The following is a 15,365-nucleotide window of genomic DNA, read 5'->3' as shown; positions in this document are numbered from 1 at the left end:
TGTAAAAAAAAACCAAATCTGCTTTTGTTGATTATACCACTTTATAATTCGGCATACAATTACCATATTTTAAAAATTTAATTATTTTTTTGTATATATTGTATATCAATATATCAAAATATCGCGTTAATACCAACTAATAATACATATTTTATTATTTTATATGCACATATGACATAAGTTGCTTTATTTTTACCCATATTTTTTTGTGGTAGTTTTTTTACTTCTATTTTACAATATAACATTCCGAATATAGTTGTTTTTTTACCAACAAGCCACACTCATCCTGCTTAAAAACATATGCGTCCTTTTCAAAATGAATTACTGTTTTATTTTGCAAAAACAAATTTCTGATTTAAATATCAGGCGGAAATCATCTAAGTTCACAATAGTATAACCGCTTTGCATTTCAAATTTTTTCGTATTTCCGCATCTCATGAAAATCGCTTCTTAAAACGTTTTGCACGGCGCTTTAACTCAATCCGCATATATGGATCACAAATTTGTTTTCTGAAAGCATTGCTCCCTCAATAACTCCCGGCGCGAAAAATCCGTTCAAACTTCTTCCTACTTCCCCCGCCGGAAGCCATAATTTCTTTCAGGCGTTAAAACTGTACAAAACGTCGGTACTGCATCGGCATCCGTTTATGCCGATCCTAAACAATAGCGCCGTGATTTCGTTAACATCCGCAAAATTTAAAGCCACAATAAATTTCATAAAATAACCCGAATACAAATCAAATCGGCCGTATAGGTATAACGCCCTATACGGCCGATTTAAGATCTTCTTCATATGTTCTTTTAAATGAATTTAACTGCCTAAGGCCGCGGTTTCATACTGTTTCAATGTCCTTAACAAGCGCGGCAACGTCCTCTTCCTTTGTAGCCCAGCTTGTGCAGAACCTTACGGCCGTATGATCTTTGTCAATCTTTTTTATAAAAGTATATGTATACTTCTTCCCGAGCTTCTCAAGCTTTTCATCAGGTATAATCGGAAACTGCTGGTTTGTGTCCGAATCATACAAAAATTCCCATCCTTTGCTTTTTACCGCATTTTTAATTTTCATTGCAAGCCTGTTTGCATTCGCCGCCAAGCCGAAATACAGCCCGCCTTCCAAAAGCGCAATAAACTGAAGCCCAAGCAGACGGCCTTTTGCAAGCATGCCGCCCCTTTGCTTAATGGAATACCTGAAATCCCTGTCCATACCCTTATCGGTAATAACTACCGCTTCCCCGAAAAGCGCGCCGCATTTTGTGCCTCCGATATAAAAAACGTCGCACAGTTTCGCAATATCTTTAAGGCTCATATCGTTGCCTTCCGCCGTAAGGCCGTATGCAAGGCGAGCCCCGTCCATAAACAGGAAAAGTCCCTTTTTCCTGCATGCCGCGCTTATTTTTTCAAGTTCTTTCTTTGTATATACGGTTCCGTTTTCCATCGGGTTTGATATATAAACCATAGCCGGCATCGTAACATGTTCCCTGTTGGAATCGCTCATATAATCGTCGTATACTTCTTCAATCTGTTCTGCATTTATTTTCCCGTCGGCGCTTTCAACCGGTATAACCTTGTGCCCTGCCGCTTCAACGGCTCCTGTTTCATGTCCGTTAATGTGTCCCGAAACGGCGCTGATAACAGACTGGTAAGGCCTTAACGCCGCCGCAATAACCGTGGTATTAGCTTGTGTGCCGCCCACAAGGAAATGCACTCCCGCTTCCGGCGCGCCGCACATCTCCCTAATTATCCCGCGCGCCTTTTCACAATATATATCCGTTCCGTATCCCGGATGCTGTTCAAAATTTGTTTCTGTAATAAGTTCTAAGACCCTCGGATGCGCGCCTTCGGCATAATCACATTCAAATCTAATCATAACATTCCCTCTCCCTTCAAAATTCAGTTTCCGGACACTTTAAGCGTAAATATAAACTCTGTGCCTTTTCCTTCGCTGCTTTTTACGCATATGGTTTCGCCATGCGCCTTTATAAATTCCTTTACGATGGAAAGCCCCAGCCCGACGCCGGATTTATCCATCCCGCGCGAAGTATCGGCTTTGAAAAACCTTTCAAAAACCCTTTTCTGTTCTTCCGCATTTATGCCCGTCCCGCTGTCCCTGACGCTTATATAAGCTTTGCCGCCTTTTACGGTTATTTCAACAGTGATCTCGCCGCCTTCCGGAGTGAATTTAATCGAGTTGTCCAAAAGATTGTGAATTACCCTCTGGATCATGTTCGGATCTGCCTCAACTTCCGTAACCTCTTCTGCAAAAACGGCTCTTGTATTTATTTTTTTTGAAACTACACGCCTTTCAAATATATCAAGGCAGTCCCTAACCATATCGTTTATATCGAATTCGCATATTTCCGGCTTTATAACGCCCGCTTCGGCCTTGCTTAAATCCGTCATGTCGTTTGCAAGCTTGCTTAGCCTTGCCGTTTCTTCCAAAACAATTTTAAGGTAATACCCCTGTTTTTCGGGCGGGATAGTGCCGTCGGCAATAGCTCCTATAAATCCTTGTATGCTCGTAAGCGGAGAACGCAGGTCATGGCAAATATTGGCAATAAATTTCTGCCTGTTGTTCTCGCTTTTCTCAAGGCTTTCAGCCATATTGTTAAAGCTTTCCGCAAGCTGTCCGACTTCGTCTTGCGTCGTTATTTCAAGCCTGTTTTGAAAATTGCCGTCGGCTATTATTTTTGCCGCGTCGTTCATTTCTTTAAGCGGCCTTGTCATTGTTTTGCAGGAGAAATAAATCAGCACGGCCCCTATGAGAAGCACAGGCACCATACAGCCGAATATAACGCTTTCCATCTCTTTCGTTGCGGCTTTAAGGGTTGTAACGGGCTTGCACATAAATATGCCGCCGAGAATCGTATCCCCTATTGTTATGGGATAGCCCACGGTCAAAACCGATTCGTTGAACATACCTCCCACTTTGCTCGTGACGGTCGCAACTTTTCCGCTAAGCACAACGTTTACAGCCTCGTCCGTAATGGTTCTTCCAATCCATCCCGGGTTAAGGCTTGACGATACAATTGAAACCTGTCCTTTGTTATTCATAAAAAAAACGCTGGCGCCCATATACTGCTCCATTATCTGGAGTTCAAAATTTATCCTTGAAGTATCCACATCGCCTGTAAAATAAAGGCTCGTCATGCTTTCTTTAAATCTTTCCCCCTGGAGTATAAGCTGCTGCTCCTGTTCATTCATGTACTGCGTCGTATACACAATGGAAAACCCGGTTCCGAAAACGCTGAACGAAATAAAAAGAATTCCCATATATAAAAGCGACTGCTTTGCAAATAAACTTTTAAGCTTCACTGATGTTTCACCTCAAATTTGTAGCCTACGCCCCAAACCGTTTTAACGCTCCACGTTTCATTTTCATTGAATTTTTCCCTGATTCTTTTTATATGCACGTCAACCGTCCTTGTGTCGCCTATATATTCGTATCCCCATATCTTATCCAAAAGCTGATCCCTTGTAAAAACCTGGTTTGGCTTCTGGGCTAAAAAACAAAGAAGTTCAAATTCTTTCGGAGGGAAATTCAGTTCCCTGCCACGGTATGTTACGGTATAGTTGTCCATGTTAATCTCAAGGTTGGGGAAAGAAAGCACGCTTCCGCTTTCCTCTTTGCCGTCTTTGTTTTCATAACGCCTTAAAACGGCTTTTACCCTTGCAATAAGCTCTTTCGGCTCAAAGGGCTTTACAATGTAGTCGTCCGCCCCCAGCTCAAGGCCAAGCACTTTATCAAATGTGTCGCCTTTGGCCGTAAGCATTATAATCGGCGCGTTGCTTACCTTCCTGATTTCACGGCACACTTCGTAACCGTCTATGCCCGGAAGCATTATATCAAGCAGTATAAGGTTCGGAGAAAATTCCGAAAAAACCTTAACGGCTTCCGTTCCGGTATATACCTCTCTCGTTTCATATCCCTCCCTTATAAGATAGAGCGATATAAGTTCCGCAATGTGTTCGTCATCGTCAACTACAAGTATTTTAATTTTATCCGGCATGCTATTTCCCCCTATTTAAGTTCGACAACTGTAACTCCCATCTCGCCTTCCCCGTACACTCCCGGGCGGTATGATTTTACATGTGAATTTGTTTTCAAATAAATCTGAACGGCATTGCGAAGCGCCCCAGTGCCCTTTCCGTGTATAATAGTAACCTGTTTAAGCCCCGACAGGTATGCGTCGTCAAGATATTTGTCAATATTTCCCAAAGCCTCTTCAACCATTTGGCCGCGGCAGTCTATTTCAGGACGGACGCTGTAGCTTTTTCCCTGACGTATTTTCGGCGCTGTATTCCTTAAATTGCTTCTTTGCGGCTGTTTTTCAACATAATTGTCAATGGAAAGCTCTCTGAGAGGAACCTTTATTTTAAGGCTTCCCATCTGCACCATAACTTCTTTGCCGCTGTCGGGCGCCGTCAAGGCAGTGCCGTGCTGGTCAAAGCTTACAACATATACCCTGTCGCCCGGCTTAAGGCTTTCAGGGGCTTTATGCGCCTTCCTTTTTTTTGCAAGGCTCCTGTTTATCTGCGAATCTATATTTTCAATGCCGTCTTTCAGCTTTTGTCGGCTTTCGTTCATAACGCTCTGCTTTGCCTTTTCACGGGCGTTTTTGTTCATTTCCTTTATAATAGCGTCGGCCTCTTCTTTTGCGCGCATATAAACCGTTTTTGCCTCGTCCCTTGCGGCGGCAAGTATTTTTTCCTTCTGCCTGTTTATTTTTTCCTTCTGGCTTTCTACTTCTTTTTTAAGGTTTTCGGCCTCAAGCCTGTACTGCTCCGCACGCTCCTGTTCATATACGACGCTTTTTTTGCTTATTTCAAGATCCGTTATAACATCCTCAAATTTGGCTTCGTCATGGCTTATAAATTCCTTTGCGGCGTCAATAACGTCGTCTTTAAGCCCCAGACGTTTAGAAATTGCAAAGGCGTTGCTCTTTCCCGGTATGCCTATTAAAAGTTTATACGTCGGGCTGAGCGTTTCGACATCAAACTCGCAGCTTGCATTTTCAACGCCTTCCGTAGAAAGGGCGTATACTTTAAGTTCGCTGTAGTGGGTAGTTACGGCCGTGCGTATTTTCCTTTCCCTAAGTTTTTGTACTATGGCAATGGCAAGGGCCGCGCCTTCCGTCGGATCTGTTCCCGCTCCCAGCTCGTCGAAAAGCACAAGTGAGTTATCCGTAACATTATCAAGTATTTTAACAATGTTTTTCATATGCGCCGAAAATGTGCTTAGGCTTTGTTCTATGCTCTGTTCGTCGCCGATGTCGGCAAAAACGTCGTCAAAAACGCCAAGCTGTGAATTGTCAAAGGCGGGTATGTGAAGCCCTGCCTGCCCCATAAGGGTAAAAAGCCCAAGGGTTTTAAGGGCAACCGTTTTTCCGCCCGTATTCGGTCCAGTTATTAAAAGCGTTGTAAAATCCCCGCCCAAATAAATATTCGTTGGCACAACCGTTTTGTCGTCCAAAAGCGGGTGGCGGCCTTTTTTAATATTAATATATCCCCTGTCGTTAAAAACGGCACGGCTGCCGCGCATTGAAAGGGAAAGGCCGCCTTTGGCAAATATAAAATCAAGCTGCGTTATAACGTTAAGGTTTGCAGAAATTATATCGGCGTTTTCCCTTACAATATCGCTGAGCTTTTCAAGTATTTTTTCTATTTCCGCCTTTTCTTCTGCCTGAAGTTCCTTAATTCTGTTATTTAACTGAACAACTCCCATAGGTTCTATAAAAAGCGTCGAGCCTGTATTGGACTGGTCGTGGACCATGCCGTTAAAACTGCTTCTGTACTCGCTTTTAACGGGAACGCAGTAACGTTCGTTCCTTATTGTAATTACATAGTCTTGGAGCATGTTCCTGTATACGGGGGAATTTATAATGCCGTTAAGGTTCTCGCGTATCCTGTTGTTTGAAACTCCTATTTCGCGCCTTATCTGCCCAAGCTTTAAGGAGGCGTTGTCGGATATTTCAACTTCCGAAACAATGCACCTTGAAATTTCTTTTTCAAGCAGCGGCAAAAGTTCCACGGCGGCAAACATGCCGTCTATGCTTTTATAGCTTTCCGCCTTATTCTCATTTACAGAATAATTTTTTACTTTACGGCATACGTAAAGGAACTCGTTTATATTCATAAGTTCCTCTATATTAAGGCTGCCTCCGGCCAAAACCCTTTTAAGCTGAGGGCGTATTTCCCTTATGCCGCCCAAAGGTATATTCCCCTTCCTTACAATCATCGCGGAAGCCTCGGTTGTTTCGTCCTGCCACCGTTCGATTTCCGATATGTCGACGGAAGGTTTAAGTTCGCCGCAAAGTTCCTTGCCCATGGGAGATATTGCAAATTCCCTGAGTTTATCAATTATTTTATTGTACTCCAAAGTACGAAACGCTTTTTCATTCATAATATTCCTCATTCTTTATAGTGTAAAACAACTTTATAATATTTTATTTTGCCACAAATATTGCAAGTATACAAGGATATAGCCGTTTTATTCACAGAATATTTTTTAAAATGGCAATTATTTCCACCACTTCGTTGCCGTACCCTTTTTCAATGCCCGTTATCGCGGCTTTGTCCATAGCTTTCACAACAGCCTCCCTTTCTTTTTTTTCCAATTCGCCAACGGGAACATACGCCCCGTTTTTTACCGCAAAAATTATACACTCCATATAAACCGCCTCCAAAACAGGTTTATGACGGACAGAATTTGTACTATAACATAATATTTCCTTTATTTAAAGCCGTCTATTACGGGCCGTTATGTCATAAACATCTAATAAAGCACAAAACGGGGTGATCTAAATCGCAAAGGCAGCTTTATACATAAGGGTAAGCACAGACGAACAAACGGAATACTCCCCGAAAGCCCAGCTGGCCGAACTTATGGAATATGCACAGGCCCATGGCTTTACAGTCGAAGAAAAATATATATTCAGCGACGAAGGCATTTCCGGAAGAAGCGCCGAACACAGGCCCGCATTTATGGAAATGATACGCGCCGCCAAAAAAAAGCCGCGGCCTTTTGACGTTATACTGTGCCATAAGTACGACCGTTTTGCAAGAAGCCGTGAGGACAGCGTACTTTATAAGGCGCTTTTAAAGAAAGACTGCGGCGTGCGCGTTATAAGCATTAAAGAACCTATTCCGGACGACGGGAAGTTCGGAGTTATATACGAATCAATGCTTGAAGCAATGGCCGAATACTACAGCCTTAACCTTGCCGAAGAAGTCAAAAAAACTATGATAAAAAAAGCGGAAAACGGAGAATATCAGGCCCACGCCCCTTTCGGCTATAAAAACAAAGATAAAAGCCTTATAATCGACGAAAACGAAGCGGAAGCAGTGCGGCTGGTATTCGGCCTTTTTATGAACGGCATGACTTTAAACGCCGTTTCAAAAAAACTCAACGCCCTCGGTTTTAAAACAAAACGCCGCAATCCTTTCGACAGCAGAGCGGTTAAATACATACTGCAAAACCCCGTATACTGCGGATTTTCCAGATGGACGCCAAACGGAAAAGCCGGCCGCGGCAAAAACCCTCAAACAATAATCTCAAAGGGCGACTTTCCCCCAATAATAAGCCCGGAAACCTTCGGCAAAGTCCAAAACGCCCTGCCCGTCCGGCGGCCATGTCCGCGCGGCAATACAAAAAATTATTGGTTCAGCGGAAAAATTAAATGCAGTATATGCGGTTCTTCCCTAATATGCGGCGAAAGCTATAAAAACGGCGGCTGTCAGCTGCAATGCGGAAATTATAACAGGGGTTTATGCCCTCTTTCACATTCGGTATCCTCAAATAAAATCGAAAAAAGTATTCAGTCGGCCATTAACAAACTGCATTCGGAATACGGCGTTGAAAGCTATAATATAAAAGTTAAAAAAACAGGCCCGCACCCGCCCGCCGTCGCCAAAACCGCCCTTGCAAAGCTTTATAAGAAACTCGAAAAAGCCAAAAGCGCATATTTGGACGGCATAGACAGCGCCGAAGAATATAAGGCTTCCAAAGAAACTATAATGCGCGAAATAGCCTCTGTTAAAAAACTTTTGGAAAATGAAAATGCCGTAAACCGAACATCCGATATAAAAAATTATTTCCCCTTTGAAGAAACCGGCAATATTATGTTTGCGGCGGAAAAAATAGTATATGACAAAAAAAACGACGCCCTCAACGTCTATTTAAAGGATTTCGGGCAAAATCAAAACAATCTCTAACCTTTAAGGAAGCCTACAGTTTTTAAGCATATTGCAAAAAGCCCGCAATAAACGCCAAAACAATTTGAACCGCTGCGAATTATGCGTCCTGCACAATCCGCAGCGGTTCAAATATAAGTTTGGGCGATTTCTATCCGTTTCAAAATATAAACGGTACGCAATATGTATCTTCGGCCGCACTTTTGCCGTGCTGAAATTGTAAATCAAAATTTTGTAAAACGATTTTTATTTTTTAATTTAAATATTATTTTCCCGGATTCAGCAATCGTTGTTTTGCCAGTATTTAAAGTTATGTTGATATTTAGCCCTTGCAAATCGATAATCGCCTAAAGCCGTTTACACATCTTAGGATCGCCGCTGTTTTTAAAAAGCCGCCCTCTGCTGTTATTGATTGAATAAATCCGCGGACATTCCGCCCATTAAAGCTGAAAACAACGCGTCGTCCGTTTGAACTTTCCAGCTTCCGTCCGCTTTTGTCAAGTTAATGTCAACAGTTGTAGTTACCGTGTTGTCTTTGTTTGCTTCAAAAGCATCCACAAGCATCTGCATCATTTCTTCTTCTGTCATTTCAGGATTTTCAAAAGCCGCCGCCAAACCTTCTGCCATATACGCCTTTAAAACATCCTGCATATTTACGTTTGTTATATCCACAGTTACAACCGCCGTATCGCCGTTTTCCTCATACCCTTTGATCGCATATGATAAATACTTCATCACAATTTTTTCTTCTTCTTTAATTTCCTCGCCGCTTTCAGCAAGCATATTATACGCCTCGTCGCCCTCAACAAGATATGAGTTGCTTTTTTCAAGGTCATAAGCTTTCAGCGCGTCCAAATAACCCGAAACCGCCGTTTCCGCATTATCCCCGCCGCCGCTGCATGCCGCCATGCTTACCGCCATTAAAACGGCCGATAAAAAAACCATAATTTTCCTCATAATAAAAAACCTCCCTTTAAATTTGTGTATTTTAATACAATATAACATATATTTGTGGTTTTTTCCACTTAATTTTTATTTTTTATTGACTTTTTATCCCGCTCCTACGCTGCCAGTTAAAACCGTGCGCCCCCTTGTAAACCGAAACTATATAAAGCGGAAAAATACATTTGTTTTCCATAATCGTTTCTTATATGCCAATATTAAATCAAAGAGCCTATGGCTCCATAATCCCCATATCAAACCGCCATATGGCGGCGGAGATGGAGAACTCGGCGCGCTCCTCCGATACCTAAGCCAACGCTTTACAATGGTAACGCCGCAGGCAAAAGCAACCTGCAACGACATCGGCACAGAAGAAATAGCGCATCTTGAAATGATGGGGGCTATTGTCCAGCAGTTAACGCAAGGCCTTACCGATAAACAGATAATCGAAGCCGGCCTTGATCCGTATTATGTGGCGCACGGTCTTGGAGTTTATCCGTCGGCGGCAAGCGGCGTTCCTTTCACGGCCGCATATCTCCAGTCGTCCGGCGATCCAATATGCGACCTTTATGAAAATATGGCCGCCGAACAGAAGGCGTTGAAAACTTACAACTATCTTCTGGACCTTACAAACGATCCCGACGTAATAGCGCCGTTAAAATTCCTCCGCGAAAGGGAAACCGTACACTTCCAGCGTTTCGGCGAAGCCCTTGACATTGTCCGCGATTATCTGAACGAAAACAATTTCTTCGTTATGCCTAAACCCGATTTTATGAAATAAGATCGGCGCGGCATGCTTTCGCAAAACTACGGCGCAGGGCCGGAAAGCCAATTTCAGCTGCGGATATTTGTTAAAGGGAAATTGTAATTCCAACGCCCTGCTTTATATATTAACTTCCGCCCGGGAAAACAACTATCCCGGGCCTTTTTCAATCAGAAACCGAAGAATTTATTCCACGCTTAAATTACATCTAATGCCGAATAACATCTCTCCGCCGAAAAATCATCGAAAGCTATAATACAGCGTCCGAATAATTAAACCTACGGCGAATATATAATTTTGGAATTCTATAGATTCAGTTTACAAGGCCACGCATGCCACGCAAATAAAAAATTTCCTGTGTTGCATACGCTTACCATATAAACCGCTGTTCCGGCGCATATGCGCCTTGAACTGAAAAAAATTTTCCCCTTGTGATGTAGGAGAGTTTTAACGGACGTCATCGGCGTAAGAGCAAAGCAAACACGGTTAGGCGACACGGTTCCCACGGAAGGCAGATTTAACACAGCTTTTGCGCCGCTAACCGGGTATACTCTTGTAAACTGAAGCCAATAAAGCGTTAAACTATTCGCAAACTGTCCGCATAAATTCCAATCTTTTTATACAGCCGCCGTTTTTTATAATTTAAATTAACAGACCCGCCGTCAATATGGGAAATTATTCATCCGAAATCGCGCGCGGCATATGTATACATATATCACCAGGCAGTAACCTTCATAAAACGGATTTAATATGTCTAAAACTTTGCACCAAAAAAGCAGGCATTTTAACGCCTGCCGCCAATTCAATATTTTATTTCACCGACTTAATATGCGCCGCTACTTTTGCATCTTCCCTTTTAATATGGTTTATAAGCCATGACGCCACTTTATTGTTCACTTTTGCCACAAGGGTAATAGTCGCTCCCGTAGACTGATATTCCTGTACAATCTGCTGTATAGTCTTTTTAAATTCTTCATGATAAACTTTATGCGTACTGTAGCCGGGATATTTATATTTCAGCTGAAGCGCTTCCTCATCTCCGAAATGTTTTACCGTATAATCCTGCAAAAATTTAAGGGTTGAAACGATTTTCTCCCTTCCCTGCCCCTTTGCACAGGCGTCAAGTAAAGAATTTACCGCGTTAATAAGCTCTTTGTGCTGCTGATCAATAGCGGCGTTTCCGGTTTCGAGGTCTTTAGACCAAGCGTAAGACATATGTATTCCTCCTATACATAAAAAAATAATACTTTCCCAAAATTTTACGTTGTATATATGTTAAAACAAACAATAATAATTATTATTTTATAATCATTATAACATACATTCCCAATAATTCAATATACAAATAATAATAATCCTAAATTCGTATTTTTGCTTTATATTAACGGAATTAAAGTTACGGATTCAAAGTTCTTTTGTTTCTGAAGAAACCGAAAAAGGCGGCTTAAATAAGCCGCCCTCTCGGTATAAGTTCGTTATAAAAATTATAATTTTCTTTCCTTGCCTGAAATACTATTCCTCAACCCTTATGATCTGCGCTCCCAAGCCCTTAAATTTCTCAACTATAGAACAGTATCCCCTTTCGATATGGTATATGTCGCCTATCTCCGTTTCGCCTTCCGCCTTTAGCGCGGCCACAATCAGCGCCGCCCCTGCACGGAGATCCGTAGCCTTCACCTGCGTTCCCATTAATTTTTTTACGCCGTCCACAACAGCCGTCCTGCCGTCGGTTTTTATGTCGGCTCCCATACGGTTAAGCTCTCCTGCCTGAAGGAACCTGTTTTCAAAAACAGTTTCGGTTATAACTCCCGTGCCTTTTGCAACGGCGTCAAGGCTCATAAAAACAGCCTGCAAATCTGTAGGAAAGCCGGGATACGGCATTGTTTTAAGGTCGAACGCCGTAAGTTCCCCTTTCGGATATACTTTTAAACCCCCGTTTATAACTTCCGTTTCCACATTAGCCTCCTTGAGCTTAGCCGTAATAGCTCCAAGATGATCGATATCGGCGTTTTTAATTGTTATTTCGCTTCCGGTAATCGCGGCGGCGGCCATAAACGTCCCTGCTTCTATCCTGTCCGGTATCACAGTATGCCGCGCGCCTTTAAGCGATTTTACCCCTTTTATTGTTATGGTGTTAGTGCCGTAATCAGATATTTTTGCGCCCATTTTATTAAGAAATTCCGCCAAATCAACTATTTCGGGTTCAACGGCGGCATTTTCGATAACCGTAACGCCTTCCGCCATAACGGCGGCCATCATTATATTTTCTGTTGCCCCTACGCTCGGAAAATCAAGGTGTATATGTTCTCCTGTAAGCTTATGGCATCTTGCCTCTATAAAACCATGAAGCTGTCTGGTTTTGGCGCCTAGCTCCGTAAATCCTTTTAAATGCAGGTCAACGGGCCTTGTTCCTATTTGACAGCCTCCCGGAAGCGGTATTTTAGCGCGCCCTTTCCGGGCAAGAAGCGGGCCCATTATCAGAAACGACGCCCGCAGTTTTCCCGCAAGGTCGTATTCCTCTTTTGCCCGCAAAATACGCTCAGCCTTTATTTTTGCCTTTTTGGCGCTTTGGTCATAACTAACTTCCGCGCCGAGAGATTTAAGTATCTCCAGCATAACAAAAACATCGGCAAGCGGCGGCACGGAATTTATGACGCATTCTTTTTCTGTAAGTATACATGCCGCAAGTATGGGAAGAACGGCATTTTTTGCGCCGCTTATTTCAACCTGCCCTTCCAGACGCGGGCACTTTTTTATAATATATTTAGACATAATAAAATCCCCCTTACAAAGATTTATTATGTCCCGTTATTTAAAGGCCTACTCTTTACAAAAATTGAGTTATTCCCCTAATTTCCCGCTAAGCAGAGCGTTCAAATATTTTTTGCCCGTATCTGTTTCAAATATTTTTTTGTAAATGCTTTCGTATTTATTGCCGTCAAACATATTGCCCTCGTCTATATTAACTATAAAATCCGCCTCAATAAGTATCTGAAGTATTTTGTCGTCTTTAAGGCCGTATGTATGATGATGAGCTATCAAATAACATATCCTTTCAGTTTCCTCATCGGTAAACCCACATTCCGAAAGCATTGGCTCCGCAACTTCGGGCCCCAGCTTCTGCTGATAGCTGCCGGCAGTGCTGTTATACAGTTCTTCCGCCTTATGTATGCCTATATCATGAAGCACGGCGGCGGCTTCAAGCAGTTTCATGCCGCCGCTTTCCACTCCTTCCCGCACGCCGATGGCCGCTGACATCCCCAAAACCTTTACCGCATGGTTAACGCGGCGAATATCCGGAGCATTATACATAATCATTTTATCAATCAGTAAAGCCGTGCTTTTTTCCATAACTATACCTCCAAAACCTTGATGATTTTCGCAGGGTTTCCGCCGATAACAACATTGTTTCCGAAGCTTTTTGTCACAACCGCTCCGCTTGCCACAACAACATTGTCGCCGAGAGAAACGCCGGGATTTATAACTGCATGCGCGCCAATCCAACAGTTGTCGCCTATCGTTACCGGCCTTGCAAACTCGGTGCCTCCGTTCCTTTTATCCGGATATATATCGTGCGTTGCGGTATATATTCCGCTTTTCGGAGCCATCATACAGTTGTCGCCTATTGTAACCGGGGCAACGTCTAGTATTGTAACGTCAAAATTTGCATAAAAATTGTTTCCGACAGAAATATTAAATCCATAATCACAGTGGAAATACGGTTCAATATAAATTCCCTTTCCCGCTTTCCCAAAAAGCGAACGCAGCAGCGTTTCCCTTTTTTCACCCTCCGTAACAGAAGTGACGTTATATTGTTCACAGATAAGCCTCGCCTTAATATTTAATTCAACAAGTTCCCTGTCTTTCGGATTATAGTCAAGGCCTTTTATCATTTTTTCCTTTTCAGTCATAGTATTGCCTCCGGAGCATAAAATTATATTTAATTTATTATAAAATAATATCATACCAGTGTCAAAAATAAACGGCCGCCGTTTATGTGGTAATTTTTAGCCCGCTTAAAAAGCAATGAAAATGGTAAAAATATTAATAGGCAATATAATTTTTTTTATTTTACAATATCAAAATGATGATATATAATGTAAGGAATTTATAGGAAAAAGTTTTACAGTTAATATTTTGGAGGAATAGTTATGGCAAAGAAAAAAATAGCAGTTTTGACAGGCGGGGGCGACGCCCCGGGCTTAAACGCCGTAATCTACACTTTGACAAAAACATGCATACTCAAATACGGATATGAATTAATAGGTTACAAAATGGGATACAGGGGCCTTTATCTTAACGATTTTATGCCGCTTACCCTGGAAAGCGTTACTGGTATACTTCATAAAGGCGGTTCCATACTTTTCAGTTCCAACAAGGACAACCTTTTTGATTATAAAGTAATCGAAAACGGCGTTGCGGTAAGAAAAGACGTTTCGTCAGTCGCAGTTGAAAACCTGAAAAAAGAAGGCGTTGACGCCCTTGTCGTGCTCGGCGGCGACGGTACATTGACAAGCGCAAGGGATTTCTCAAGGCTCGGCATAAACGTAATAGGCGTTCCGAAAACAATCGACAACGACCTTATGGCAACTGACAGAACCTTTGGCTTTGACACGGCGGTAAATATCGTTACGGAAGCGCTCGGAAGGCTCCATACGACGGCCGAAAGCCACCACAGGGTTATAGTGGTTGAAGTAATGGGGCGCAATGCCGGCTGGATTGCGCTTTACGGCGGCCTTGCGGGAAGCGCCGACATAATACTTCTTCCGGAAATACCTTATACATTGGATAATGTCGTACAGAAAATAAAAGAACGCGACAGCCGCGGCAAGCTTTTTACCATTATAGTGGTTTCCGAAGGCGCAAGGGAAGTAGGCGGACAGCAGACAGTTAACAAAATCGTCGAGGACAGCCCGGATCCTGTGCGTCTCGGAGGCATTGCGCATAAAATCAGTTATGAACTTGAACAGCGCATAGGCGAAGAACACGAAATACGCCCCGTTGTACTCGGCCATACGCAGCGCGGCGGAGAAACTTCCCCATACGACAGGATACTTTCAGCCCGCTATGGTTCCTATGCGGCTCACTTAATCCACGAAGAAAAATTCGGCAACATGGTGCGCATCAAAGGCGGCGAGATAGGCTATGTACCTCTTGAAGAAGTTATAGGCTCCCAAAAACTTGTGGATCCGGAAGGCGAGATAGTAAACGTATGCCGCGATCTCGGCGTTTCATTCGGCGACAGGCCGGTAACAAGGAAAAAATAATTAAAAATAACCTCCATTTTACACTGCCGTCACAGCAAACAGTGTAAAATGGGGGTTTTAATTTTTTGAGAGCGATTTCGCTATATAATGGCATACACGGCCGCGGCGCGCATTTAAGCCCGTATAAATCTATCCCAAAACTATTTCCGTTTTTTTAACGCTTTATGCTTCAAACGTTTAATACCGTTTTTTCCTTTTAAAG

The 15,365-nt window shown here is 42.7% G+C and carries 13 protein-coding genes; 3 read left to right on the top strand and 10 right to left on the bottom strand.

Annotated elements, in window-relative coordinates; all coding sequences use genetic code 11:
• Nucleotides 1-833: 833 nt before the first annotated feature.
• The 5 genes from NE664_09110 to NE664_09090 all read right to left on the bottom strand — a co-directional run bounded on the left by NE664_09110 (nt 834) and on the right by NE664_09090 (nt 6,669).
• On the bottom strand, nt 834-1,868 hold the full coding sequence (locus NE664_09110) for an aminotransferase class I/II-fold pyridoxal phosphate-dependent enzyme (GenBank protein ID MCQ4726802.1): 1,035 nt from the start codon (nt 1,866-1,868) through the stop codon (nt 834-836).
• A gap of 23 nt (nt 1,869-1,891) precedes the next feature.
• A complete protein-coding gene (locus NE664_09105) occupies nt 1,892-3,313 on the bottom strand; it encodes a HAMP domain-containing histidine kinase (GenBank protein ID MCQ4726801.1) in 1,422 nt (473 codons plus the stop codon).
• Nucleotides 3,310-4,008 (bottom strand): response regulator transcription factor, encoded by a 699-nt coding sequence (locus tag NE664_09100; GenBank protein ID MCQ4726800.1) that lies wholly within the window; start codon nt 4,006-4,008, stop codon nt 3,310-3,312. Before NE664_09100 ends, NE664_09105 begins: the two co-directional genes overlap by 4 nt.
• 11 nt (nt 4,009-4,019) lie before the next feature.
• Nucleotides 4,020-6,401 carry an endonuclease MutS2 gene (locus NE664_09095; protein MCQ4726799.1) on the bottom strand — a complete coding sequence of 794 codons (2,382 nt, stop codon included), beginning with the start codon at nt 6,399-6,401 and terminating at the stop codon, nt 4,020-4,022.
• A 91-nt stretch (nt 6,402-6,492) separates the two neighbouring features.
• A complete protein-coding gene (locus tag NE664_09090; protein ID MCQ4726798.1) occupies nt 6,493-6,669 on the bottom strand; it encodes a hypothetical protein in 177 nt (58 codons plus the stop codon).
• A 154-nt stretch (nt 6,670-6,823) separates the two neighbouring features.
• Between NE664_09090 and NE664_09085 the strand changes: the two genes are divergently transcribed.
• Nucleotides 6,824-8,212: a recombinase family protein gene (locus NE664_09085; GenBank protein ID MCQ4726797.1), complete on the top strand. Its 1,389-nt coding sequence runs from the start codon at nt 6,824-6,826 to the stop codon at nt 8,210-8,212.
• A gap of 384 nt (nt 8,213-8,596) precedes the next feature.
• Here NE664_09085 and NE664_09080 read toward each other — a convergent pair whose 3' ends face one another.
• Nucleotides 8,597-9,148 (bottom strand): DUF5105 domain-containing protein, encoded by a 552-nt coding sequence (locus tag NE664_09080; protein ID MCQ4726796.1) that lies wholly within the window; start codon nt 9,146-9,148, stop codon nt 8,597-8,599.
• Between the two features lie 202 nt (nt 9,149-9,350).
• Between NE664_09080 and NE664_09075 the strand changes: the two genes are divergently transcribed.
• Nucleotides 9,351-9,914 carry a manganese catalase family protein gene (locus NE664_09075; GenBank protein ID MCQ4726795.1) on the top strand — a complete coding sequence of 188 codons (564 nt, stop codon included), beginning with the start codon at nt 9,351-9,353 and terminating at the stop codon, nt 9,912-9,914.
• Nucleotides 9,915-10,706: 792 nt separating this feature from the next.
• Here the strand turns inward: NE664_09075 and NE664_09070 are convergent.
• The 4 genes from NE664_09070 to NE664_09055 all read right to left on the bottom strand — a co-directional run bounded on the left by NE664_09070 (nt 10,707) and on the right by NE664_09055 (nt 13,807).
• On the bottom strand, nt 10,707-11,111 hold the full coding sequence (locus tag NE664_09070) for a hemerythrin family protein (GenBank protein ID MCQ4726794.1): 405 nt from the start codon (nt 11,109-11,111) through the stop codon (nt 10,707-10,709).
• Between the two features lie 297 nt (nt 11,112-11,408).
• Nucleotides 11,409-12,668: a UDP-N-acetylglucosamine 1-carboxyvinyltransferase gene (murA, locus tag NE664_09065; protein MCQ4726793.1), complete on the bottom strand. Its 1,260-nt coding sequence runs from the start codon at nt 12,666-12,668 to the stop codon at nt 11,409-11,411.
• A 69-nt stretch (nt 12,669-12,737) separates the two neighbouring features.
• Nucleotides 12,738-13,247, bottom strand: coding sequence for an HD domain-containing protein (locus NE664_09060; protein ID MCQ4726792.1), 510 nt, complete (start codon nt 13,245-13,247; stop codon nt 12,738-12,740).
• 2 nt (nt 13,248-13,249) lie between these two features.
• Nucleotides 13,250-13,807: a sugar O-acetyltransferase gene (locus NE664_09055; GenBank protein MCQ4726791.1), complete on the bottom strand. Its 558-nt coding sequence runs from the start codon at nt 13,805-13,807 to the stop codon at nt 13,250-13,252.
• A 234-nt stretch (nt 13,808-14,041) separates the two neighbouring features.
• Here NE664_09055 and NE664_09050 point away from each other — a divergent pair, with 234 nt between their 5' ends.
• A complete protein-coding gene (locus tag NE664_09050; protein MCQ4726790.1) occupies nt 14,042-15,163 on the top strand; it encodes an ATP-dependent 6-phosphofructokinase in 1,122 nt (373 codons plus the stop codon).
• Nucleotides 15,164-15,365: the final 202 nt, after the last annotated feature.

Origin of the sequence: Anaerotignum faecicola (genome assembly GCA_024460105.1) — a bacterium.
GTDB lineage: Bacteria > Bacillota > Clostridia > Lachnospirales > Anaerotignaceae > JANFXS01.
Note: the sequence above shows the minus strand (reverse complement) of the source record. Positions and strands in the feature narration are given on the sequence as shown.

Bases quoted from the DNA above. Each gene is read 5' to 3' on its own strand.
- NE664_09110 (MCQ4726802.1), bottom strand. From the start codon at position 1,868: ATGATTAGATTTGAATGTGATTATGCCGAAGGCGCGCATCCGAGGGTC.
- NE664_09100 (MCQ4726800.1), bottom strand. From the start codon at position 4,008: ATGCCGGATAAAATTAAAATACTTGTAGTTGACGATGACGAACACATT.
- NE664_09095 (MCQ4726799.1), bottom strand. From the start codon at position 6,401: ATGAATGAAAAAGCGTTTCGTACTTTGGAGTACAATAAAATAATTGAT.
- NE664_09090 (MCQ4726798.1), bottom strand. From the start codon at position 6,669: ATGGAGTGTATAATTTTTGCGGTAAAAAACGGGGCGTATGTTCCCGTT.
- NE664_09080 (MCQ4726796.1), bottom strand. From the start codon at position 9,148: ATGAGGAAAATTATGGTTTTTTTATCGGCCGTTTTAATGGCGGTAAGC.
- NE664_09070 (MCQ4726794.1), bottom strand. From the start codon at position 11,111: ATGTCTTACGCTTGGTCTAAAGACCTCGAAACCGGAAACGCCGCTATT.
- murA (MCQ4726793.1), bottom strand. From the start codon at position 12,668: ATGTCTAAATATATTATAAAAAAGTGCCCGCGTCTGGAAGGGCAGGTT.
- NE664_09060 (MCQ4726792.1), bottom strand. From the start codon at position 13,247: ATGGAAAAAAGCACGGCTTTACTGATTGATAAAATGATTATGTATAAT.
- NE664_09055 (MCQ4726791.1), bottom strand. From the start codon at position 13,807: ATGACTGAAAAGGAAAAAATGATAAAAGGCCTTGACTATAATCCGAAA.